This is a genomic window from Streptomyces sp. RKAG293 (genome assembly GCF_023701745.1).
GTDB lineage: Bacteria > Actinomycetota > Actinomycetes > Streptomycetales > Streptomycetaceae > Actinacidiphila.
In genome coordinates this window covers 3,209,931-3,230,786 of the sequence record NZ_JAJOZB010000001.1, presented here as the reverse complement: position 1 = coordinate 3,230,786, position 20,856 = coordinate 3,209,931, and the positions used below count along the sequence as shown (strand labels likewise).

General features: G+C 71.6%; 20 protein-coding genes. 9 read left to right on the top strand and 11 right to left on the bottom strand.

Annotation, left to right across the window (positions count from 1 at the left end; all coding sequences use genetic code 11):
• Nucleotides 1–123 precede the first annotated feature (123 nt).
• The 3 genes from LNW72_RS14370 to LNW72_RS14360 all read left to right on the top strand — a co-directional run bounded on the left by LNW72_RS14370 (nucleotide 124) and on the right by LNW72_RS14360 (nucleotide 4,406).
• Nucleotides 124–2,610 carry a glycoside hydrolase family 3 C-terminal domain-containing protein gene (locus LNW72_RS14370; protein ID WP_250975777.1) on the top strand — a complete coding sequence of 829 codons (2,487 nt, stop codon included), beginning with the start codon at nucleotides 124–126 and terminating at the stop codon, nucleotides 2,608–2,610.
• Between the two features lie 126 nt (nucleotides 2,611–2,736).
• Complete coding sequence (locus LNW72_RS14365) at nucleotides 2,737–3,567, top strand: EI24 domain-containing protein (protein ID WP_250975776.1); 831 nt, start codon at nucleotides 2,737–2,739, stop codon at nucleotides 3,565–3,567.
• 83 nt (nucleotides 3,568–3,650) lie between these two features.
• Complete coding sequence (locus LNW72_RS14360; RefSeq protein WP_250975775.1) at nucleotides 3,651–4,406, top strand: class I SAM-dependent methyltransferase; 756 nt, start codon at nucleotides 3,651–3,653, stop codon at nucleotides 4,404–4,406.
• 62 nt (nucleotides 4,407–4,468) lie between these two features.
• Here LNW72_RS14360 and LNW72_RS14355 read toward each other — a convergent pair whose 3' ends face one another.
• Nucleotides 4,469–5,953, bottom strand: a complete 1,485-nt coding sequence (locus tag LNW72_RS14355) for an MFS transporter (protein ID WP_250975774.1) — start codon at nucleotides 5,951–5,953, stop codon at nucleotides 4,469–4,471.
• Nucleotides 5,954–6,068: 115 nt separating this feature from the next.
• Nucleotides 6,069–6,950, bottom strand: a complete 882-nt coding sequence (locus LNW72_RS14350; RefSeq protein WP_250975773.1) for an SGNH/GDSL hydrolase family protein — start codon at nucleotides 6,948–6,950, stop codon at nucleotides 6,069–6,071.
• A 259-nt stretch (nucleotides 6,951–7,209) separates the two neighbouring features.
• Here LNW72_RS14350 and LNW72_RS14345 point away from each other — a divergent pair, with 259 nt between their 5' ends.
• Together LNW72_RS14345 and LNW72_RS14340 are read left to right on the top strand one after the other, a co-directional pair.
• A complete protein-coding gene (locus LNW72_RS14345; RefSeq protein WP_164294043.1) occupies nucleotides 7,210–7,704 on the top strand; it encodes a DUF3145 domain-containing protein in 495 nt (164 codons plus the stop codon).
• A 63-nt stretch (nucleotides 7,705–7,767) separates the two neighbouring features.
• Nucleotides 7,768–8,643 (top strand): NAD(P)-dependent oxidoreductase, encoded by an 876-nt coding sequence (locus LNW72_RS14340; protein WP_250975772.1) that lies wholly within the window; start codon nucleotides 7,768–7,770, stop codon nucleotides 8,641–8,643.
• Nucleotides 8,644–8,711: 68 nt separating this feature from the next.
• Here the strand turns inward: LNW72_RS14340 and LNW72_RS14335 are convergent, their stop codons facing one another.
• On the bottom strand, nucleotides 8,712–9,332 hold the full coding sequence (locus tag LNW72_RS14335; protein ID WP_250975771.1) for a TetR/AcrR family transcriptional regulator: 621 nt from the start codon (nucleotides 9,330–9,332) through the stop codon (nucleotides 8,712–8,714).
• A gap of 127 nt (nucleotides 9,333–9,459) precedes the next feature.
• Between LNW72_RS14335 and LNW72_RS14330 the strand changes: the two genes are divergently transcribed.
• Complete coding sequence (locus LNW72_RS14330) at nucleotides 9,460–10,413, top strand: beta-ketoacyl-ACP synthase III (protein ID WP_250975770.1); 954 nt, start codon at nucleotides 9,460–9,462, stop codon at nucleotides 10,411–10,413.
• 93 nt (nucleotides 10,414–10,506) lie between these two features.
• Here LNW72_RS14330 and LNW72_RS14325 read toward each other — a convergent pair whose 3' ends face one another.
• From LNW72_RS14325 to LNW72_RS14305, 5 genes are all read right to left on the bottom strand, one after another.
• On the bottom strand, nucleotides 10,507–11,769 hold the full coding sequence (locus LNW72_RS14325) for a beta-ketoacyl-[acyl-carrier-protein] synthase family protein (RefSeq protein ID WP_250975769.1): 1,263 nt from the start codon (nucleotides 11,767–11,769) through the stop codon (nucleotides 10,507–10,509).
• Between the two features lie 60 nt (nucleotides 11,770–11,829).
• Entirely contained in the window at nucleotides 11,830–12,078 is a 249-nt protein-coding gene (locus tag LNW72_RS14320) for an acyl carrier protein (protein WP_138356760.1), read from the bottom strand.
• A 68-nt stretch (nucleotides 12,079–12,146) separates the two neighbouring features.
• Entirely contained in the window at nucleotides 12,147–13,160 is a 1,014-nt protein-coding gene (locus tag LNW72_RS14315; protein WP_250975768.1) for a ketoacyl-ACP synthase III, read from the bottom strand.
• Nucleotides 13,157–14,152: an ACP S-malonyltransferase gene (locus tag LNW72_RS14310; RefSeq protein ID WP_250975767.1), complete on the bottom strand. Its 996-nt coding sequence runs from the start codon at nucleotides 14,150–14,152 to the stop codon at nucleotides 13,157–13,159. The genes LNW72_RS14315 and LNW72_RS14310 overlap by 4 nt, the downstream gene beginning before the upstream one ends.
• Nucleotides 14,153–14,241: 89 nt before the next feature.
• Entirely contained in the window at nucleotides 14,242–15,456 is a 1,215-nt protein-coding gene (locus LNW72_RS14305) for a PucR family transcriptional regulator (RefSeq protein WP_374117410.1), read from the bottom strand.
• A gap of 53 nt (nucleotides 15,457–15,509) precedes the next feature.
• Between LNW72_RS14305 and LNW72_RS14300 the strand changes: the two genes are divergently transcribed.
• Nucleotides 15,510–16,163 carry a pirin family protein gene (locus LNW72_RS14300; RefSeq protein WP_250975765.1) on the top strand — a complete coding sequence of 218 codons (654 nt, stop codon included), beginning with the start codon at nucleotides 15,510–15,512 and terminating at the stop codon, nucleotides 16,161–16,163.
• Here LNW72_RS14300 and LNW72_RS14295 read toward each other — a convergent pair.
• Complete coding sequence (locus LNW72_RS14295; protein ID WP_250975764.1) at nucleotides 16,160–16,975, bottom strand: serine hydrolase domain-containing protein; 816 nt, start codon at nucleotides 16,973–16,975, stop codon at nucleotides 16,160–16,162. The two genes, LNW72_RS14300 and LNW72_RS14295, sit on opposite strands and share 4 nt — an antisense overlap.
• Nucleotides 16,976–17,053: 78 nt before the next feature.
• Between LNW72_RS14295 and LNW72_RS14290 the strand changes: the two genes are divergently transcribed.
• Both LNW72_RS14290 and LNW72_RS14285 read left to right on the top strand, forming a co-directional pair.
• On the top strand, nucleotides 17,054–17,530 hold the full coding sequence (locus tag LNW72_RS14290) for a MerR family transcriptional regulator (RefSeq protein WP_250975763.1): 477 nt from the start codon (nucleotides 17,054–17,056) through the stop codon (nucleotides 17,528–17,530).
• Nucleotides 17,531–17,535: 5 nt separating this feature from the next.
• Entirely contained in the window at nucleotides 17,536–18,573 is a 1,038-nt protein-coding gene (locus LNW72_RS14285) for an aldo/keto reductase (RefSeq protein WP_250975762.1), read from the top strand.
• Here the strand turns inward: LNW72_RS14285 and LNW72_RS14280 are convergent.
• Nucleotides 18,551–19,276, bottom strand: a complete 726-nt coding sequence (locus LNW72_RS14280) for a DUF4429 domain-containing protein (RefSeq protein WP_250975761.1) — start codon at nucleotides 19,274–19,276, stop codon at nucleotides 18,551–18,553. The two genes, LNW72_RS14285 and LNW72_RS14280, sit on opposite strands and share 23 nt — an antisense overlap.
• A 108-nt stretch (nucleotides 19,277–19,384) precedes the next feature.
• Nucleotides 19,385–20,590 carry an alpha/beta hydrolase gene (locus LNW72_RS14275; RefSeq protein ID WP_250975760.1) on the bottom strand — a complete coding sequence of 402 codons (1,206 nt, stop codon included), beginning with the start codon at nucleotides 20,588–20,590 and terminating at the stop codon, nucleotides 19,385–19,387.
• Nucleotides 20,591–20,856: the final 266 nt, after the last annotated feature.

Sequence of the window (20,856 nt, the reverse complement as noted above, 5' to 3'; positions counted from 1 at the left end):
AGCCTAATCGAAACTGATCGGTGAAAGATTTAGGTAACGTATCCGTAACTTACCCTACCGATCTACAGGTAGGTGGGGTGAGGATGGGCGCGGGACGACACCGAGGGACAGAGGGAGCAGACGATGACGGACACCGGGCGCACGGCCATCGAGGACGCGGTGGAAGCCGCACTGGGCAAGCTGGATCTGGACGCGAAGGCACGGCTGCTGTCCGGCCAGGACATGTGGACGCTGCCCGCGCTGCCGGAGATCGGCCTCGGCTCGCTGGTGATGTCCGACGGCCCGATCGGGGTGCGCGGGGTGCGCTGGACCGCCGACGACCCGTCGATCGCGCTGCCCAGCCCGACCGCGCTCGCCGCGACCTGGGACCCGGAGCTGGCCCGCAGGGCCGGCAACCTCCTCGCCCAGGAGGCCCGCCGCAAGGGCGTGCACGTCCTGCTGGCGCCGACGGTGAACCTGCACCGCTCCCCGCTCGGCGGACGGCACTTCGAGGCGTACTCCGAGGACCCGTACCTCACCGGGGCGATCGGCACCGGCTATGTGGCGGGCGTCCAGGCGGGCGGCGTCGGCACCACCGTCAAGCACTTCGTGGCCAACGACGCCGAGACCGAGCGCTTCACCGTCGACAACGTGGTCGGTACCCGCGCGCTGCGCGAGCTGTACCTGGCGCCGTTCGAGGCCATCGTCAAGAACGCCCACCCGTGGGGCATCATGTGCGCCTACAACGGCGTCAACGGCACCACGATGAGCGAGCACCACTACCTGCAGAACGTGGTGCTGCGCGGCGAATGGGGCTTCGACGGCTACATCGTCTCCGACTGGATGGCCGCCCGTGACACCGTCGGCGCCGTCAACGGCGGCCTGGACGTGGCCATGCCCGGCCCGCGCACCGTCTACGGGGAGGCGCTGGCCGCCGCCGTCCGGGACGGGAGCGTCGAGGAACCGGTGGTCGACGAGGCCGTCCGCAACGTGCTGCGGCTCGCCGCCCGCGTCGGCATCCTGGACGGTGTCCCCGCCGCCGTCGCCGCGGCGGACCGCCCGGCCGGGATCGACGGCGAGGCGCTGGCCCGCGAGATCGCCCGCCGCGCCTTCGTCCTGGTGCGCAACGAGACCGTGGCCGGCGGCGGCCGCGCGCTGCCCATCGACGCCTCGGCCGTCCGCGGCATCGCCCTCATCGGCGCCGCGGCCCGTGACGCCCGGGTGCTCGGCGGCGGCTCCGCGCAGGTCTTCCCCGACCACATCGTCTCCCCGCTCGACGGCCTGCGCGCCGCGCTGCCCGAGGGCGTCGCGCTGAGCTACGCGGTCGGCGCCGACCCCAGCGATGAACTCTCCGTCGCCGACAAGGGCTTCACCCTGCGCGCCGTCGCCCGCGACGCCGAGGGCCGGGAGCTGGGCTCCGAGCGGATGCCCAACGGCATGGTGCAGTGGCTCGGCGACATGCCGGAGGGCGTCAGCTACGACGAGGTCACCACCGTCGAGGCCACCGGCACCTTCACCCCCCGCGAGAGCGGCGCGCACGCCTTCGGCACCCGCGGTCTCGGCGGCTTCCGGCTCGTCGTCGCCGGCACCGTGCTCTTCGACGGCGAGCAGTCCGCCGACCACGCCGACCCGTTCGAGGCGTTCTTCGGCTCCCCGGTGCCGCGCGGCACGGTGGAACTGACCGAGGGCGAGACCGTCGACGTCAGCCTCACCTACACCGTCGCGAAGTTCGCCGACGCCCCGATCCAGGCGATCGGCTTCTCCTTCGTGCACGGCGAGCCGGAGCGCGATCCCGACCAGCTGATCGAGGACGCCGTCGCGGCGGCGGCCGCCGCCGACACGGCGATCGTGGTCGTCGCGACCACCGAACGCGTCGAGAGCGAGGGCTTCGACCGCACCGATCTGCGGCTGCCCGGCCGCCAGGACGAGCTCGTCGCCCGGGTCGCCGCGGTGAACCCGCGCACCGTCGTCATCGTCAACTCCGGCTCCCCGGTGGAGATGCCGTGGCGCCAGGACGTCGCCGCGGTGCTGCTCGGCTGGTTCCCCGGCCAGGAGGCGGGCGCCGCGCTCGCCGACGTCCTGCTCGGCGCCGAGGAGCCGGGCGGCCGGCTGCCCACCACCTGGCCGGTCGCCCTCGCGGACGTACCGGTCACCCAGGTCACCCCGCAGGACGGCACGCTCTCCTACGACGAGGGCGTCTTCATCGGCTACCGCGCCTGGGACAAGGCGGGCATCGCCCCCGCGTACCCCTTCGGCCACGGCCTCGGATACACCGACTGGGCCTACGAGTCGGCGGAGTTCGAGCGCGGTGAGGGCGAGGGCGAGGCGCTGGGCACGCTCACCGTCCGCGTCCGCAACACCGGTTCACGTCCCGGACGGGAAGTCGTCCAGGTCTATCTGGCCCCCGCCGCCGACGCGGTCGAGCGGCCGGCCCGCTGGCTGGCCGGCTTCGCCTCCGTCCAGGCAGGGCCGGGGGAGAGCGCCGAGGTCGTCGTCGAACTGCCGCGCCGGGCCGCCGAGGTGTGGGACGAGGCGGACGGCGGCTGGCTGCTGGTCCCCGGACACTACGAGGTCGAGGCCGGCCGCTCGCTCGCCGACCTCCGGGTGAGCGCTCCGCTCGACCTGCCGTAACGCCGACGCCCGGGCCCGTGCGGCAGCGGGCGGGAACCCCATGACCGGGGGCGGGGCGCCCTGACGCGCCCCGCCCCTTTCCGGCCCCCGGACGGGGGGCCGGACCCAGTCGTTAGGGTGACGCCCATGCGTGATCTCGCGACCGGTGTGAAGTACTTCCTGGAAGGCCAGCGCTGGGTGGCGCGGCACCGGAGGTGGTGGGGATTCGGGCTGCTGCCCGGCCTGATCGCCCTGGTCCTGTACATCGCGGCGCTCGTCGCCCTCGGCTTCTGGGCGGACGACCTGGCGTCCTGGGCGACGCCGTTCGCGGACGGCTGGGACAGCCCCTTCCGGTCGCTGCTGCGCTGGACGCTGACCGTCATCGTCTTCAGCGGCGGGCTCCTGCTGGCGATGGTGACCTTCACCGCCGTGGCGCTGCTGATCGGCGACCCGTTCTACGAATCGCTCTCGGAACGCGTCGAGGAGATGGAGGGCGGCGCCCCGCCCAAGCCCGACATCCCGCTCTGGCGCGAGATCCTCACCTCGGTACGGGACAGCCTGTCCGTGCTGGCGCGGGTGGTGGCCTTCGGGCTGCTGCTCTTCGCCTGCGGCTTCATCCCGGTGGTCGGCCAGACCGTCGTCCCCGTCGTGGGCATCTGCGTCTCCGGCTTCTTCCTGACCACCGAGCTCACCTCGGTCGCCATGCAGCGCCGCTCCGTCCCGCTGCGGACCCGGCTGCGGCTGCTGCGCGGCCGGCTCCCGCTGGCGCTCGGCTTCGGCGTGCCGCTGGTCCTGCTCTTCCTGGTGCCGGTCATCGCCGTCTTCGCGATGCCGGGCGCCGTCGCGGGCGCCGCACTGCTGGTGCGCGAACTCGTCCCGGTACCCGGCCCCGATCCGACGGACGACCCGGATCCGGTGCCCGGCGAGGACATCGGCGAAGACAATGACGACGCGACGGGAACCGTTCCGGCCTCCTAGACATGTCCATGCGAGAGACCGCATCGACATGGGGGGGAACCCGGTCCATGCGGAACACCGCAGTGACATGGGAGGGGACCTTGATGCCGGAGCGCACGAACCAGTACGACGAGAACGAGAACAGCTACCGCACGTACTGGCAGGACCGGAGCTACGAGCACGATGCCGAGGTCGCAGCGCTCCGCTCGCTCCTGCACGGCCGGCGGTTCGGCCACGCGGCCGACGTGGGCGGCGGCTACGGCCGTCTCGTCCCCGTGCTGCGGGAGTTCGCCGACCACGTCACGCTCGTCGACTCGAGCAAGAAGCAGCTCTCGGACGCCGAGGAGTTCCTCGCCGGCCAGAGCAACGTCGCGATGCGGCTGATGAGCGCGGGCCGGCTCGACATGGACGAGGCCAGCATCGACCTGGTCACGATGATCCGCGTCATGCACCATCTGCCCGACCCGGGGCCGGCCCTGTCCGAGATCGCCCGGCTGCTGCGGCCGGGCGGCATCGCCGTCATCGAGAGCGCCAACCTCGCGCACGCCGCCAACCGGGTCCGCTACGCCGCCCGCCGGCAGCGCATCCCCACCGAGCCGGTCGACATCCGCTCCGCCGAGAACCGCGAGCGGGACTCGATCCCCTTCGTCAACCACCACCCGCGCAAGGTCGCCGAGCAGCTCGCGGCGGCGGGTCTGACGGTGGAGCGGACGCTGTCCGTCTCCAACCTGCGCAGCGGCAAGCTCAAGAAGTTCGTGCCCCACCAGGCCCTGGTCCGCGCCGAGGGCGCACTCCAGTCGCCGCTGGCGAAGGTGTCGTTCGGGCCGAGCATGTTCTTCCTGGCGCGCAAGGCAGGTTGACAACGTCCTCAAACGCCGGACGGGCTGGAATGTCCAGCCCGTCCGGCGTTCGAGGGTGCTTCTCAGACGAGTGCGAGTTCGCGGCCGGCCGCGACGTCCTCTTCTGATTCCTCCGCGGCGCGGACCGTCTTCGGGAGGAAGAAGCCGAGCACGAAGGCCAGCGCGATCAGCCCCACGGTGCACAGCGCCGTAGTCCCCGCGGCGTCCAGCGCGGCCTCGATGTGGCCGGCGGGGCCGGGCCGGGCGTCGCTGAGGATGTTGAAGAAGACGGTGCCGAGGACGGCGAAGCCGAGCGTCATGCCGAGCTGCTGGAGCGCCTGCAGGGTGCCCGAGGCGGAGCCGATCTCGTGGCCGTCGACGCCGTTGAGGATGATGTCGAAGAGCGGCACGAAGATCATGCCCATCCCGGCGCCGCCGACCAGCAGCGGGGCCGCGAAGTCCCAGTCCGTGATGTCCGCGCCGGCCCACTGGAAGACACCGTAGAGGGCGAGCAGTCCGCCGCCCATCAGGATCAGGCCGAGGTGCAGGATGCGGCGGCCGAGGCGGGCCATCATGATGCCGCCGAAGGCGGAGCCGAAGAGCGCGCCCAGCGCCCAGGGCGCCGTGGTCAGGCTGGAGTGCAGGGCGGTGTAGCCGAGGCCGAGCTGCAGGAAGATGCCGAGGGTGAGGATCATGCCGCCCATGGACGCGGTGAAGGCGATGGCGAACGCGACCCCGGAGACGTAGGCCCGCTTGGTGAAGACGCTCGGCTCCACCAGCGGGGTGCGGCCGGAACGCTTGCGCAGCACCTGGTAGCGGGCGAAGACGGCCAGCACCGGCAGCGAGGCGACGAGCATCACCAGCACCCAGGTGGGCCAGCCCAGTTCACGGCCCTGCACCAGCGGGAAGACCAGCAGGAAGGCGCCGGTTCCGGCGAGCAGCACCCCGGGGAGGTCCAGCCGCGCGCCGCGGGCGGTCGGGGCCACGTCCGGCAGGTACTTCCAGCCCATCACGAACGCGAACGCGCCGATCGGCAGGTTGATGCCGAAGATCATGCGCCAGCCGGTGCCGAACAGGTCCGCGTGGATCAGCACACCGGCGATGATCGGGCCCATCACCGCGGACAGCCCCATCAGCGGACCGAAGATCCCCCACGCCTTCTTCATCTCGGAGGCGGGGAACAGGTCCCGGGTCAGCCCGAAGCCCTGCGGCAGCATCACCGCGCCGCACACCCCCTGCGCGATCCGCGCCACGATCAGCGTCTGCGGGGACTGCGCCGCCGCGCACAGCATCGAGGTGAGCGTGAACCCGGCGATCCCGGCCAGCAGGACCCGCTTGCGGCCGTACATGTCGCCCAGCCGTCCGCCGGTGAGCAGCGCGACCGCCATGGCGAGGGTGTAGCCCGCCGCGATCCACTGGAGGTCGGCGTACGAGCCGCCAAGTCCGGTGCGGATCGCGGGCGCCGCGACATTGGCCACGGTCGAGTCCAGCAGGTCCATGACGCTCGCCGCGATGACGGCGGTGTACCCGAGCCAGCGGTACCGGTGAAGTGCGTTCTTCGTGTCCATGAGCAGTACGTTACGGACCCATGCGGTCAGCTTCTGTCCGCAAGGAAGAGGGGAGTTGAAGGGTTCCGGGGTGGCTCTTTCACGGCCTCCCGCACGGCCTTCCGCACGGCCCTTCTCACGGTTTCGCGAAGGCCGCCGTGTAGAGGATCCGGGCGAGCTGCGCCTGTCCCTGGGCGTTGGGGTGGAACCAGTCCCAGCTGCTCAACTCGTCCGACGTGAAGCGGTAGTCGAAGACCGCTCCGCCGTCGTAGCGGCAGTGCTCGTACTTCGCGCAGACCTCCTTGAGGACCCGGTTGTACGCCACCACCCGCGCCCGGACCGCGTCCCGCCGGGTCTGCGCGCTCTCGCTCACCGAGTCCGCGTCGCGCAGCATCGAGGGGCAGATGCCGAGCTTCCAGATCTGCTTGCCGAGCGGGTTCTCCTTGCCCACCTCCCACAGCCGCTTGAGGTCGGGGATGCTCGCCACGAACACCTGGGACTTCGGCAGGGCGCTGTGCAGCCCGGTCATCGCCCGGGTGAAGTCGGCGCGGAAGTCGGCCACCGGTGTCATGTCGTCGGCGGAGTCCCGGCAGGCGTCGTTGGAGCCCATCAGCACCGTCACCAGCGACGGCTTCTTCGCGGCGGCGGCCACCGCCTGGTCCGGCAGATCCGACATCCGGGCGCCGCTCCTGGCGAGGTTCCAGCTGTTGGCGGCGATACCGGTGGCGCTCAGCACCCGGCCCGCGATGCTGTCCACTTGGCTGCGGGTGCCGGTGACCCAGGAGACCTCCGGGCAGTCCGCCAGCAGGGAACAGGCGTCGAAGCCACGGGTGATGGAATCGCCCAGCGCGGCGATCGACGCGGGGTGCGCGTTCCACGTGGGGGTGGGCCGGGGAACAGGTTTGCGGCTGACCGGTACGGCCGGTTTCTCGTGCGGTGCGGGTCCCCCGCCGGAGCATCCGGCCAGCAACAGGGAGGCGGCGGCAGTGGCCAGGAAACCTCGCAGGAACGGTCGCATCCGGTGATCCCCTCCGACGAGTGGGTGACATCTGGTCCGAGCCCGACGGTACGTCACTCCTCTGGAGACGCCGCACGGTAGCTTTTCCCTGACAACCCAGGAGAACCGGTGGGAGGTTTACCGAAGCCCAGTTGGCAGAAGTTCACTCTTGTCCTGTTTGTTATCAATGGTGCAGAATATCTAATGTTGCCCCGGAAGCAGCCGGTTCGGGCGTGAGGCCGCTGGGGAAGGCGAACCTCGTCCCACACTGGAGGTACCGGTGACGACACGTGGAGTTCTGTACGTTCACTCCGCACCGCGCGCGCTGTGCCCGCACGTCGAATGGGCCGTCGCGGGCGTCCTCGGCGTGCGCGTAAGCCTCGACTGGATCCGCCAGCCCGTCTCACCGGGCACCTGGCGGGCCGAGTTCTCCTGGCAGGGGGAGCCCGGTACGGCCTCGAAGCTGGCGTCCGCCCTGCGCGGCTGGCACCTGCTGCGCTTCGAAGTCACGGCCGAACCCTGCCCGGCCGCCGAAGGGGAGAGATACAGCTGCACCCCCGAACTCGGCATCTTCCACGCCGTCACGGGCATGCACGGCGACATCCTCATCCCCGAGGACCGGCTCCGCGCCGCGCTCCAGCGGGCCCGCACGGGTGAGGCGGATCTGGAGACCGAGGTCGCCAGGCTGCTCGGCAAACCGTGGGACGACGAGCTCGAGCCGTTCCGGTACGCGGGCGAGGGCGCACCGGTGCGCTGGCTGCACCAGGTCGTGTGACGAACCCTCACGTTCCGCCGGTCCCGCTGCCGTAGGTTCCGTCGCGGGGTCTAACGTGCCGGTATGGACGACACACTTTCCGTAGCGGTGCTCGGCACCGGCCTCATGGGCGCGGGCATGGCGCGCAATCTCGCCGCCGCCGGGCTCGAAGTGCGCGCCTGGAACCGCACCCTCGCGCGGGCCGAGCCGCTGGCCGCCGCCGGAGTGCACATCACCGGCGACCCGGTCGAGGCGGTCCGCGGCGCGGACGCCGTCGTCACCATGCTGCTCGACGGCCCGTCCGTGCTGCGGACGATGCGGGAGGCGTCCCCCGGGCTGCGCGAGGGCGTGGTGTGGGCCCAGATGTGCACCGTCGGGCCCGACGCGCTGGCGCCGCTGGCGGCCCTGGCCCGCGAGCGCGGCGCGCACTTCGTCGACGCGCCCGTGCTCGGCACCCGGTCGGCCGCGGAAGCGGGTCGGTTGACGGTGCTGGCGGCCGGCCCGGAGGCCGCCCGGCCGGTGGCGGGCCGGGTCTTCGACGCGGTCGGGCGCAAGGTCCTGTGGCTGGGCGACGACGGCGGGAAGGGAACGGCCAGCAGCCTCAAGCTGGTTCTCAACAGCTGGGTGCTGGCGGTCACCAACGGCGCGGCCGAGGCGATGGCCCTGGCCAAGGGCCTGGACGTGGACCCCCGGAACTTCTTCGAGGCGCTCGACGGCGGCCCGCTCGACCTGCCCTATCTGCGTCTGAAGGCCGAGGCGATGCTCAGCGGCGACTTCGCACCGAACTTCACGGTCGACGGCGCGCTGAAGGACGCCCGGCTCATCGTCGCCGCGGGCGAGGCGCACGGCGTCCAGCTGGACGTGGCCGCCGCGGGCGCGGAGCGCTTCAGCCGCGCGGCCGGCCAGGGGCACGGCGGCGAGGACATGGCGGCCTCGTACTTCGCGAGCTTCGACACGTAGGGTCCGTCGTCTGGATCTCCGTGGACGCCACAGGGATCCAGACGGCAGACCCTGGGTCGGCATCCGGCTCAGTTCGCGGCGGGTCCGCCCAGCAGTCGCGCGACCGCGCGGCGGGCGCGGTCGGGGGCGGTCGTGTCGCCGAAGAGCTGGACCATGTGGTTGAGGCTGAAGAAGATCCCGGTCAGTTCGAAGACCAGCTGCTCGGGGTCGGAGCCGGCCGGCAGTTCGCCCGCCGTCACCGCGTGCCGGATGTCGGCCAGCAGCCGGTGCCGCCACGTCTGATGGAGTTTCACCACGGCGTCCCGCACCGGTCCCGGCAGCCGGGCGTCGAACTCCACGGCGGAGGTCGTGAAGAGACAGCCGCCGGGGAACGTCGCGCGTTCGCGGTGCAGATACGTCGTCCACGCCTCGCACAGCGCGCGCAGCCTGGCCAGCCCCGGTTCGGTGCCCGAGGCCGGTTCCCAGACCGCCCGGGAGAACACCTCGGACGCCCGGCGCAGGGCCGCGAGCTGCAGGGCCTCCTTGGTGCCGAAGTGGCCCAGCAGGCCCGACTTGCTGATGCCGAGGTCGAGGGCGAGGCGGCCGATCGTCAGCCCGTCGAGACCGTCGACCGAGGCCACCGCGACGCTGCGCTCGACGATGCGCTCACGGGTGCGGTGCGCCTCGGCGGCCGACTTCCTGGGACTCATGGACCCATCGTATCGGTCACCGGGGGCCCTTTAGAGTCCGACCGGTCGGACGCTATATTGCTCGGCACGACAGCCGAACACCGAGCAGCCAGCACCGAGCAACCAGCACCGAGCCGAGGAGTCAGCCATGTGGGAAGCACCGGGAAGCCGTATCGCCGCCATGGGCCACTACCAGCCGGGTGAGGTCCTCACCAACGACGACCTCGCCGGCCTCGTCGACACCAGCGACGAGTGGATCCGGCAGCGCACCGGAATCGCGACCCGCCACATCGCCCGCCAGGAGTCGGTCACCGACCTGGCCGCCGCGGCCGGCGGCAAGGCGCTCGCCGCCGCCGGGCTCGACCCCGCCGAGATCGGGCTGGTCATCGTGGCCACATCCAGCGCGATCGACCGCTGCCCCACCGTCGCCGCTCAGACCGCGGGCCGGCTGGGCATACCGTCGGCCGTCGCATACGACCTCAACAACGCCTGCACGGGCTTCGTCACCGCCCTCGCCACCGCGGACCACTCACTGCGCGCAGGGGCCGCGCGGCACGCGCTCGTCATCGGCGCCGAGAAGATGTCCGACCTCACGGACTGGACCGACCGCACCACCTGCGTCCTCCTCGGCGACGGCGCGGGCGCGGCGGTCGTCAGCGCCCAGGAGGGCGGGGACGCCGGCATCGGTCCCGTCGTCTGGGGCTCCGACCCCGCCCGCGGGGACGCCGTCCGCCTCCAGGACGACTGGCAGCCGCGCTTCCGGCAGAACGGCCAGACGGTCTTCCGCTGGGCCACCACCGAGTTGGCGCCCGTCGCCGTCGAGGCCTGCCGCCGCGCCGGTCTCACCCCCGCGGGCCTGGGCGGCATCGTCACCCACCAGGCGAACCTGCGGATCATCGACTCGCTGGTGCGCCAACTGGACGCCCCGCAGGCCGTCGTGGCCCGCGACGTCACGGTCTCCGGCAACACGTCCGCCGCCTCGATCCCGCTGGCGCTCTCCAAGCTCGTCGAGGACCGCACGATCCCGCGGGGCGCCCCGGTGCTGCTGCTCGGCTTCGGCGGCGGCCTGTCCTGGGCCGCTCAGGTCGTGGCCTGCCCGTAGTCGTCGCCTGCCCGTGAGCAGCCGCCGGACGCGAGAACGGCCTGTTCCCCGGTCGGTGGACCGGGGGAACAGGCCGTTGCGGCGCTGTGGCCGTCAGACGGTGCGGAACGCCAGGACGACGTTGTGACCGCCGAAGCCGAACGAGTTGTTGAGGGCGATGATCGGGCCCTCCGGCAGCGGCTTCGCCTTGGTGGAGACCAGCTTCGCGTCGACCTCGTCGTCCAGGTCGACGATGTTGATCGTCGGCGGGGCGAGGCGGTTGTGGAGCGCGAGCACGGTGGCGACGGACTCGATGCCGCCGGCGCCGCCGAGCAGGTGCCCGGTCATCGACTTGGTGGCGGAGATCGCGATGTGGTCCAGCTCGTGGCCCAGCACCTTGCCGAGCGCCTTGACCTCCGCGACGTCACCCTGCGGGGTCGAGGTGGCGTGCGCGTTCAGGTGCACGATCTCGGAGGTGTCCAGACCGGTGGAGGCGATCAGGTGCTCCAGCGCGGCGGAGATGCCGCGGCCGGTCGGCTCGGGCTGGGCGATGTGGTGGCTGTCCGCGGACAGGCCCTGGCCCAGCGCCTCGCAGTAGACCTTGGCACCGCGCTGCGCGGCGTGCTCGGCCGACTCCAGGACGATGACGCCCGCGCCCTCACCGAGGACGAAGCCGTCACGGCCCTTGTCGTACGGGCGCGAAGCGCCGTGCGGGTCGTCGTTGTTCTTCGACATCGCCATCATGTTGGCGAAGGCGACGATCGGCAGCGGGTGGATGGCCGCCTCGGTGCCGCCCGCGACGACCACGTCGGCGCGGCCGGTGCGGATCATCTCGATGGCATAGCCGACCGCTTCCGCGCCGGAGGCGCACGCGCTCACCAACGAGTGAACGCCGGCCCGCGCGTTGACCTCGAGGCCGACGTTGGCGGACGGGCTGTTCGGCATGAGCATCGGAACGGTGTGCGGGGAGACCTTGCGGACGCCCTGCTCCTTGAGCACGTCGTACTGGCCCAGCAGCGTCGTGACGCCGCCGATGCCGGAGGCGACGACGGTGCCGAGCCGGTCAGGGTCGATCGAGGAGTCCTCGCCGGCCTTGCCGGTGAAGCCCGCGTCGGCCCACGCCTCGCGAGCCGCGATCAGCGCGAACTGCGCCGAGCGGTCCAGCTTGCGGAGCAGCGGGCGCGGCAGGATCTCCGACGGTTCGACGGCGATCTGACCGGCGATGCGGACCGGCAGCTCGGCTGCCCAGTCCTGCTCCAGGGCGCTGATACCGGAACGTCCGGCGACCAGGCCTTCCCAGGTCGACGCGCTGTCGCCACCCAGCGGTGTGGTTGCGCCGATACCGGTGACGACCACGGTGCGATTGGTCGAGTTCACAGGAATTGTCTCTCCACGTTTAGAAGGGCGGGCGACAGACGCGTCGTCCCAGGGGGTGTGTCAGGCCTGGTTCTTGAGGATGTAGTCGACGGCGTCGCCGACGGTCTTGAGGTCCTTGACGGCGTCGTCCGGGATCTTGGTCTCGAAACGCTCTTCAGCGGCCACGACGACCTCGACCATGGACAGGGAGTCGACGTCCAGGTCGTCGGTGAAGGACTTCTCCGTCTGGACGTCCTCGACCGGGATGCCGGCGATCTCGTTGACGATCTCGGCGAGGCCTTCGAGGATCTCTGCCTGGGTGGCGGCCATTACGGCGCTCCTTATGTGTTGCGGGGGAGTGCGGCGTGCGGGACTGCGGCGCCGCGAAGGGGTTGTGACTAGGGGAGAGTAACCACAGTTGCGGCGTACACGAGACCCGCCCCGAAGCCGATGAGCAGGGCGGTGTCGCCGCTCTTGGCCTGGCCGGTGGCCAGCAGCCGCTCCATCGCCAGCGGGATGGAGGCCGACGAGGTGTTGCCGGTGGTCTCGATGTCGCGGGCGATCGCGACGTGTTCCGGCAGCTTCAGTGCCTTGATCATCGAGTCGATGATGCGCATGTTCGCCTGGTGCGGGATGAAGACGTCGAGCTGGTCCGCGGTGATCCCGGCGGCGTCCAGCGCCTGCTGGGCCACCTTGGCCATCTCGAAGACCGCCCAGCGGAAGACCGTCTGGCCCTCCTGGCGCAGCGCCGGGAACTTCCCCGACTCCGGCTGGCCGCCGGCGCGGAAGACCTCCCACGAGTCGGTCTGGGCGATCACCTCGGACTTGTCGCCCTCCGAGCCCCAGACGGAGGGGCCGATGGCGGGCACGTCGGACGGGCCGACCACGACCGCGCCGGCGCCGTCGCCGAAGAGGAAGGCGGTCGCCCGGTCGGTCAGGTCGGTCAGGTCGCTCAGCCGCTCGACCCCGATCACCAGCACGTTCTTGGCGCTGCCGTCGGTGACCATGCCCTTGGCGAGGGTCAGCCCGTAGGCGAAGCCGGCGCAGGCCGCGGAGATGTCGAACGCGGCGGCCTTGCCCGCGCCGAGCCGGAACGCGATCTCGGTCGCGATCGCCGGCGTCTGCTTGAAGTGCGAGACGGTGGCGACGATCACCGCGCCGATGTCCTCGGCCGACAGACCCGCGTCGGCGAGCGCCTTGCCCGAGGCCTCGATCGACATCTCGGCGACGGTCTCCGACTCGTTCGCCCAGTGGCGCGTGGAGATGCCGGAGCGGGAGCGGATCCACTCGTCGCTGGAGTCGATCGTCTCCAGGATCACCTCGTTGGGGACCACCCGGGTCGGCCGGTAGCCGCCGACCCCGCGAATCCGCGCGTACGGGGCACCCTGGCTGGGCTGGATCTTCGCCGTCATGTCTGGGGTGACTCCTCTTCGGCCGCGGAAAGGGTGAGCGGCAGGGACGCGCCGATGGCGTCCGGGTCGCCGTGCTCGGCGACGATCGCGCGAGCCGCGTCGATGTCGTCCGGGGTCTTCAGGGCGAGCGTCTTGACGCCCGGCAGGGCCCGCTTGGCCAGGCCGACCAGCGTGCCGGCCGGCGCCATCTCGATGATCGCGGTGACGCCGAGTTCCTTGAACGTCTCCATGCACAGGTCCCAGCGGACCGGGTTGGAGACCTGCTGGACCAGCCGGCGGACGATCTCGTCGCCGCTGCCGACGACCTGGCCGTCGGCGTTCGACACATATCGGGTACCCGGATCGCGCACGGTCACACCGGGCACGAGGGCCTCCAGCGTGGACACCGCGGGAGCCATGTGGTGGGTGTGGAACGCGCCGGCCACCTTCAGGGCGATGACGCGGGCCTTCTCGGGCTTGTCCTCGGCGAGCGCGGCCAGCTGCTCCGCGGTGCCGGCGGCGACGATCTGGCCGCCGCCGTTGATGTTCGCCGGGGTCAGGCCGAGCTTCTCCAGGTGCGCGAGGACCTCTTCGGGGTCGCCGCCGAGCACCGCGGACATGCCGGTGGTGGTGACGGCCGCGGCCTTGGCCATGGCCAGTCCGCGCTGCCGCACAAGGGCCATCGCCGATTCCGCGGTGATGACACCGGCACCGGCGGCGGCGGTGATCTCACCGACGCTGTGTCCGGCGACCGCGCCGACGGCACGCCGGCCGTCGGCCGGGTGCGGGAAGAGCGACAGGGCCGAGACCAGTCCGGCGGCCACCAGCAGTGGCTGGGCCACGGCGGTGTCGCGGATCTCGTCCGCGTCGGCCTTCGTGCCGTAGTGGACAAGGTCGAGCCCCGCCACCGCGGACCACCAGTGAAGGCGGTCGGCGACGCCGGGAAGGTCGAGCCAAGGAGTCAGGAAGCCGGGCGTCTGGGCACCCTGGCCGGGAGCGACGAGTACGAGCACGTACACACTCTCTCTCGCGGGCGGGTCTCACCGCCCGTGGGGACAGGGACGAAGAACTGCTGGACGATTTGTTGGTGTCCCACAAAAACTCAGGGTGATTGATCGGCGCCGGACAGTCGTCCCAGGATGAGGGCGATGCGCAGAGTGAACGCCGAACGCACGTCGGAGGGCGACCATCCGGTGACATCCGTCACACGTCGCAGCCGGTAGCGGACGGTGTTTGGGTGAACGAACAACATCCGCGCCGCCCCTTCGAGGGACGAGGCCTGTTCGAGGTAGACACTCAGCGTTTCGAGGAGCGCGGAGCCCGCTTCCTCCAACGGTCTGTAGATCTCCTCCACCAGCTGTTCACGCGCGTAACGGTCGCCGGCCATCGCGCGCTCGGGCAGCAGGTCGTCCGAGACGACCGGCCGGGGCGCGTCCGGCCAGGCGGCGCACGCCTTCAGACCGGCGGCCGCGGCCTGTGCGGAACGGGTCGCGGACAGCAGGTCCCCGACGACGGGACCGGCCACCACGGGGCCCGCCGCGAACGGGGCGATCAGTGATTTCGCGACCTTGAGCGGCTCGCCCTCACCACCCGCGATCACGACCAGCCGCTCACCGAGCACCCCGGTCAGCACCTGCAGCTTCGCGTGCCGCGCGGCCCGCCGGATGGCCTCCACCGTCAGCTCGCTGTCGCCGTTCGGCGCGGTCCCGAGCACCACGACGATCTGGTCGGGCGAACTCCAGCCCAGCGCCGCCGCGCGCGACAGCACCCCCTCGTCCGCCTCACCGGACAGCACCGCGTTGACGACCAGCGACTCCAGGCGCGCGTCCCACGCGCCCCGGGCCTCGGCCGCCTGCGCGTACACCTGGGCGGTGGCGAACGCGATCTCCCGGGCGTAGACCAGCAGCGCCTCGCGCAGCACCGACTCGTCACCGGGCGCCGCCACCTCGTCGATGGCCGCTTCCATCACCTCGATGGTGGTGCGCACCATCTCCACGGTCTGCCGCAGCGAGATCGCCCTGGTCAACTCCCTGGGCGCGGTCCCGAACACATCCGTGCTGATCGCCTGCGGCGCCTCGGGATGCCGGAACCACTCGGTGAACGCCGCGATGCCCGCCTGCGCCACCAGCCCGATCCAGGACCGGTTCTCCGGTGGCATCGCCCGGTACCACGGCAGCTGCTCATCCATCCGGGCGATGGCGTTCGCAGCGAGCCGGCCGGACGACTTCTCCAGTCGGCGCAGCGTCGCGGCGTGCTCAGCGCGGACGGGCTTTTTCGGGGGCTGCGGAGTGTCGGGCACGGGACAAGACTGCCTTATCCCCAGGGGTGCACAGCGCCGGGGTGCGCGCCGGTCGCTTGTACCGTGGCCGAATGATCGACGTTCGGCGCGGTGGACAGCGATACGCCGGGGGTGATCCCGCCGCGGGGATCGAGACCCTGCACGCGTTCTCCTTCGGCTCCCACTACGACCCCGGCAACCTGCGGTTCGGGCCGCTGATGGCGTGCAACGAGGAGCGGCTGGCGCCCGGCGCCGGCTTCGCGGAGCACCCGCACGGGGGAGTCGAGATCGTGACGTGGGTGATCGAGGGCGAGCTGGGACACCGGGACTCCGCGGGCCACGAGACCGTGGTGCGGGCCGGTGAGGCACAGCTGCTCAGCGCGGGCGACGGCGTCCGCCATGTCGAACGCAACGCCGGGGAAGGGCCGCTGAGGTTCCTTCAGATGTGGCTGGAGCCCGCGGTGTTCGGCGGCGGCCCGCGCTACGGCGTCGAACACGGCACGCGCTTCGTCCCGTTCCGGCAGCCGCACGCGGCGCTGTCCGTCAGCCGCGGCCCGGGCGAACTGCCGGCCGCGCCCTTCGTCTACGTGCACGTGGTGCGCGGCAGCGTCCGGTTGGGCGACGAGACCCTCGAAGCGGGCGACGCGGCGCGCCTCACCGACGAGGAGAGGCTCCTGGTGCGGGCGGCGGGCCCGGTGGAGTACCTCGTCTGGGAGCTGCGTCCGGTGCCGCGCGACCCGGCCTAGGCCCGCAGTTCCGCGAGGACCGCGTCCGTCAGGGCGGGCCACAGCGGGACAGCCCATTCGCCCCAGGCGCGGTCGGTGAGGCAGACGCACGCGGCGCCCGCGTCGGGGTCGACCCACAGGAAGGTCCCGGTCTGGCCGAAGTGCCCGAAGGTGCGCGGGCTGGAGGCGGCGCCGGTCCAGTGCGGGGTCTTGGAGTCCCGGATCTCGAAGCCGAGGCCCCAGTCGTTGGGGTTCTGGTGGCCGTAGCCCGGCAGTACGCCCTTGAGGCCGGGGAAGACGACGGACGTGGCCTCGTCGAGGGTCGACGGGTGCAGGATGCGCGGCGCCTGCAGTTCGGCGGCGAAGCGGACGAGGTCCTCGACGGTGGAGACGCCGTCGGCGGCGGCCGAGCCGGGCAGCGTGGTGGCGGTCATCCCCAGCGGCTCCAGGACCGCCTGCCGCAGGTATTCGGGGAACGGGATGCCGGTGGCCTTGGCGATGTGGTCGGCGAGCACCTCGAACCCGGCGTTGGAGTAGAGCCGGCGGTCACCGGGCGGCGCCATCACGCGGTGCTGGTCGAAGGCCAGCCCTGAGGTGTGGGAGAGCAGATGGCGCACCGTCGAGCCCTCGGGGCCCGCCGGGTCGTCGAGCTCGAAGACGCCCTCCTCGCAGGCGACCAGCGCCGCGTAGGCCGTCAGCGGCTTGGTGACCGACGCGAGCCGGAACGGCTCACCGACCGGGCCGTGGGACCCGGCCACCGTGCCGTCCCGGCGGACGACGGCCGCGGCCGCCGTGGGGACGGGCCAGTTCCGGATCTCACGCAAGCTCTCCATGGGGCGAGCGTAACGCGGCCGGAAAAGATCTCCTGAGGCGCTTGCTTCGAGTGCACTCCAAGTCCGTAGCGTAGGGGCATGACGGTAACGCAGGTGGCTGTGACGAAGGTGGCGAGGAGCAGGGCCGGCCGGATCGCCAGCTGTGACGACCAGGCGTCGATTCTGCGGCCCGACGGGCAGGACCAGTACACGATCAGCGAAGTGGTCACGGTGACCGGGCTGAGCGCGCACACCCTGCGCTGGTACGAGCGGATCGGACTGATGCCGCACGTCGACCGCTCCCACACCGGGCAGCGCCGCTACACCAACCGAGATCTGCACTGGCTGGCCTTCGTCGGCAAGCTCCGGCTGACCGGGATGCCGGTCGCGGACATGGTCAGGTACGCGGAGATGGTGCGCGAGGGCGAGCAGACCTTCGCCGCGCGGCAGGAGCTGCTCGTGGCGCACCGTGAGGACGTGCACCGGCGGATCGCCGAGCTGCAGGACACCCTCGCGGTACTGGACTACAAGATCGACATGTATGGGGGCGCCCAGCGGGCGCCGGAGAGGGTCTGACCCTGATGAGCGACAACGCGAGCAACGCGAGCACGGAAAAGATCGACAGTGTACGGCTGGGCACGGACGGACCGCTGGTCGGCGTCCAGGGCCTGGGCTGCATGGGCATGAGCGAGTTCTACGGCGAGACCGACGTGGACGCGGCGCGGGCGACGCTGGAAGCGGCCCTCGAGGCGGGCGTCACGCTCTTCGACACCGCCGACGCCTACGGCTCGGGGGCGAACGAGGAGTTCCTCGCCCCGTTCGTGAAGGCGCACCGGGACGAGATCACGCTGGCGACCAAGTTCGCCATCGAGCGCAGGGCGGACGACGCGACGTACCGCGGCGTCCGCAACGACCGGGCGTACCTCCGGCAGGCCGTCGAGGGCAGCCTGCGCCGCCTGGGCACGGACGTCATCGACCTGTACTACATGCACCGCCGCGACCCGGGCGTCCCGTTCGCGGAGTCCGTCGGCGCGATGGCCGAGCTGGTGGCGGAGGGCAAGGTCCGGCACCTGGGCCTGTCCGAGGTGACCGGCGCGGAGCTGCGCGAGGCGCACGCCGTCCACCCGATCGCCGCGCTGCAGTCCGAGTGGTCGCTGTTCAGCCGTGATGTGGAACGCAGCGCGGTACCGGCCGCCGCCGAGCTGGGCGTGGCCTTCGTGCCGTACTCACCGCTCGGCCGGGGCTTCCTGACCGGCTCGTTCCTGAATGCCACGACGGATCTGGCCGGCGGCGACTACCGGCAGCACCAGCCCCGGTTCACCGGTGAGAACGCCAGGCGGAACGCGGATCTGCTGGACCCGGTCCGCAAGGCCGCCAAGGCGCACGGGGCGAGCCTGGGCCAGATCGCGCTCGCCTGGGTGCAGCAGCGGGCCCAGGTGCACCAGCTGACCGTGGTGCCGATCCCGGGCACCCGCAAGGTCAGCCGCGTGCTGGAGAACACCGGGGCGACCCGGATCACGCTCGACCAGGTCGAGCTGGAGTGGCTGGAACCGATCGCCGAGCACGTCGCGGGCGACCGCTACCCGGACATGAGCTCTACTTCCGCCGCGCGCGAGTAGCCGTCTGCACGGCGGCCAGCACGGACGCGGCGAACGGCAGCGATTCATGGACCTGGCCGTAGCCGAGCCCGAAGACCACCGCGGCCGGGTTCTGGTCGGGGTCGCCGGGGCGTTCGGTGTCGTCGTTCGGCCGCAGCCGCAGATAGCCGTGCAGCAGCTCGGGGGAGCGCCAGTCGACCCCGCTCAGGTCGGCGACCGGGAAGTGCTGGTCGCCGGCCTTCCATTTGGCGGTCGAGGCGCCCGTCCAGAACCAGCGGAAGGACACCGTGCGGCCGTCGAAGGCGGCCCTGGCGTCGTACGCCTTGAACGACTGCGGCCCGGTGGGCGCGGCGACCAGGAAGCGGTCGGCCGGTTCGCCGGTGTCGTTGTCGGAGACCGCGACCCGTAGCTCGTCCGTGTAGTACTCGGCGAGGGTCTCGCGGTCGGCCGGCAGCACCAGCCGGTAGGGATCCGCGGAGTCCTTCAGCTGCCCGCCCGCCGCTTCCATCAGCGGATCGGCGCCGGGCCGCGGCAGGGCGCGCAGTACGACCGTGCCGCGCTTGCCGGGAACGAGCTCGACGCCGGTCAGCGCGGCGTACGGGATCCGGCGCTCGCCGAGCGTCTGGAGCAGCTTCGAATTGCGCACCCCGCGCTCGTACCGGATGACCACGGCATCCGTGTCGAACTCCCACACGGCATTGGATCCGGCCAAAACGTCACCCATGTGGCTCATCGTAGGGCCGAATGTGGGATCAACTGCCGAACTGACCGCAAAAACGCGCGTGGGGGTGGTTCCGGACCCCAGGACCGGAACCACCCCCACGACTCCGGCTCAGGCCTGACCGAGGCCGGACGCGCAGTCCTCGCGGTTCGGCGCGCACCGCACCGCGCTGTACTGGCCGAGGGCGATGTCGGTGAAGTTCGCCAGGCTCTCGGTGCCGGGCGCGAAGTAGCCGGGGTGGCCCAGAGCGCCTTCCGTACCGACCACACGGGCCCCGAAGGACTCCGAGACGGGGTCGGCGCCGTGCCCCAGGCCGGCGATCTCCAGGTGCGGCACCTCGCCGATCCAGTCGCTCGGATCGCGGGCGGCCCATACGTTGGCGGAGGTGTGCAGCTGCGTGGCGCGGCTCACCCGCATCCCGGGGCTGCCGAAGACGGTGATGTCGGAGATCTTGTCCGACGGCAGGTCCGGAGCGGCCACCCCGCACAGCACCGAGCCGTACGAGTGGCAGAACAGCGAGATGCGCGCGGTGGACGGCAGCGCCTCGACCAGCGAGTTCAGCCGGACCGCGCCGTTCTCCGCCAGCTCACCGGTGGAGGCGTCGAGACCGACACCCGACGGCGTCGTGTAGTTCGCCCAGGCGATCACCGCGGTGCGCGAGGACGGGTCCTGGGCGCGCTCGGCCTGGTACAGGGCGCGCGCCATGCCGACCGGGGCCGCGTACGACTTGGCGGTGCGTTCGAACGTGCTGATGTCGGTGTCCACACCCGGCACGACCACGGCCACCCGGTCGGCGGAACCGAGATCACCGAAGACCTCGGCGGCCCGGCCGGCTCCGGTCGGGTCGAAGGCGAGGATCTGCCGGCCGTCGCTCAGCAGCGAGGCGTAGCGGTGGGCGCGCTTGTCCGCGTCCTTGCGGCCGGCGGGTGTGAGCAGGGAGCTGTGCGAACGGGCGATCTCCGTGACGCGCGTCTGGGCGAGCGCCACCCGGTTGGCCAGGTAGCGCACGCTCACCGGCGCGCCGTCCAGGTTGCCGACGACGAGCGGGTAGCGGTTGGCGATCTGCCGGGTCTGGGCCGCGGTCAGCGTCGCGAAGAAGTGCGCTATGGAGTCGGCACCGGCCGAGGCGCTGGGCAGCTTGTGCCCGGCCACCGAGCCGTGCAGCCACGACACCAGTGCCGCCGCCCGCGGATCCTCGGCGCCCTTGTGCGGCCGGATGGCGGTCCAGCCGGTGGTCGCGAGCATGACGAAGATGACGGCCAGGGCCAGCAGGGCCCGGATGGACGTTGCATTGAAGCGCTCATCGAATGGGGTCACTCAGTATTGCCTCGCGAAATCGTCCCGGACGCGCACGCCGACCCGGTCCGTCGGCAGAAGGTGCGCGGGGGGTGTGGTGGCCCCTCGGAGGTTTGCGGTATCCCGGCCAGCGTAGAAGACGCAGGGCCATGCCTGAGCCAAGGGTGACTCAAGTCACGTTTCGAAAGTGACTGTACGGGCCAAGCGACTGGGTCGGCTGTTACCCGTGGGGCGGGCCGCACGCAATCCCCCTATCAGGGGGAACGTGCCCGGCCGCTCTTGTGGGC

What these genes read in the sequence shown, in the direction of transcription:
- LNW72_RS14370 (WP_250975777.1), top strand. Translation starts at nt 124, where the DNA reads ATGACGGACACCGGGCGCACGGCCATCGAGGACGCGGTGGAAGCCGCA.
- LNW72_RS14365 (WP_250975776.1), top strand. Translation starts at nt 2,737, where the DNA reads ATGCGTGATCTCGCGACCGGTGTGAAGTACTTCCTGGAAGGCCAGCGC.
- LNW72_RS14360 (WP_250975775.1), top strand. Translation starts at nt 3,651, where the DNA reads ATGCCGGAGCGCACGAACCAGTACGACGAGAACGAGAACAGCTACCGC.
- LNW72_RS14355 (WP_250975774.1), bottom strand. Translation starts at nt 5,953, where the DNA reads ATGGACACGAAGAACGCACTTCACCGGTACCGCTGGCTCGGGTACACC.
- LNW72_RS14350 (WP_250975773.1), bottom strand. Translation starts at nt 6,950, where the DNA reads ATGCGACCGTTCCTGCGAGGTTTCCTGGCCACTGCCGCCGCCTCCCTG.
- LNW72_RS14340 (WP_250975772.1), top strand. Translation starts at nt 7,768, where the DNA reads ATGGACGACACACTTTCCGTAGCGGTGCTCGGCACCGGCCTCATGGGC.
- LNW72_RS14335 (WP_250975771.1), bottom strand. Translation starts at nt 9,332, where the DNA reads ATGAGTCCCAGGAAGTCGGCCGCCGAGGCGCACCGCACCCGTGAGCGC.
- LNW72_RS14330 (WP_250975770.1), top strand. Translation starts at nt 9,460, where the DNA reads ATGTGGGAAGCACCGGGAAGCCGTATCGCCGCCATGGGCCACTACCAG.
- LNW72_RS14320 (WP_138356760.1), bottom strand. Translation starts at nt 12,078, where the DNA reads ATGGCCGCCACCCAGGCAGAGATCCTCGAAGGCCTCGCCGAGATCGTC.
- LNW72_RS14315 (WP_250975768.1), bottom strand. Translation starts at nt 13,160, where the DNA reads ATGACGGCGAAGATCCAGCCCAGCCAGGGTGCCCCGTACGCGCGGATT.
- LNW72_RS14300 (WP_250975765.1), top strand. Translation starts at nt 15,510, where the DNA reads ATGATCGACGTTCGGCGCGGTGGACAGCGATACGCCGGGGGTGATCCC.
- LNW72_RS14295 (WP_250975764.1), bottom strand. Translation starts at nt 16,975, where the DNA reads ATGGAGAGCTTGCGTGAGATCCGGAACTGGCCCGTCCCCACGGCGGCC.
- LNW72_RS14290 (WP_250975763.1), top strand. Translation starts at nt 17,054, where the DNA reads ATGACGGTAACGCAGGTGGCTGTGACGAAGGTGGCGAGGAGCAGGGCC.
- LNW72_RS14285 (WP_250975762.1), top strand. Translation starts at nt 17,536, where the DNA reads ATGAGCGACAACGCGAGCAACGCGAGCACGGAAAAGATCGACAGTGTA.
- LNW72_RS14280 (WP_250975761.1), bottom strand. Translation starts at nt 19,276, where the DNA reads ATGGGTGACGTTTTGGCCGGATCCAATGCCGTGTGGGAGTTCGACACG.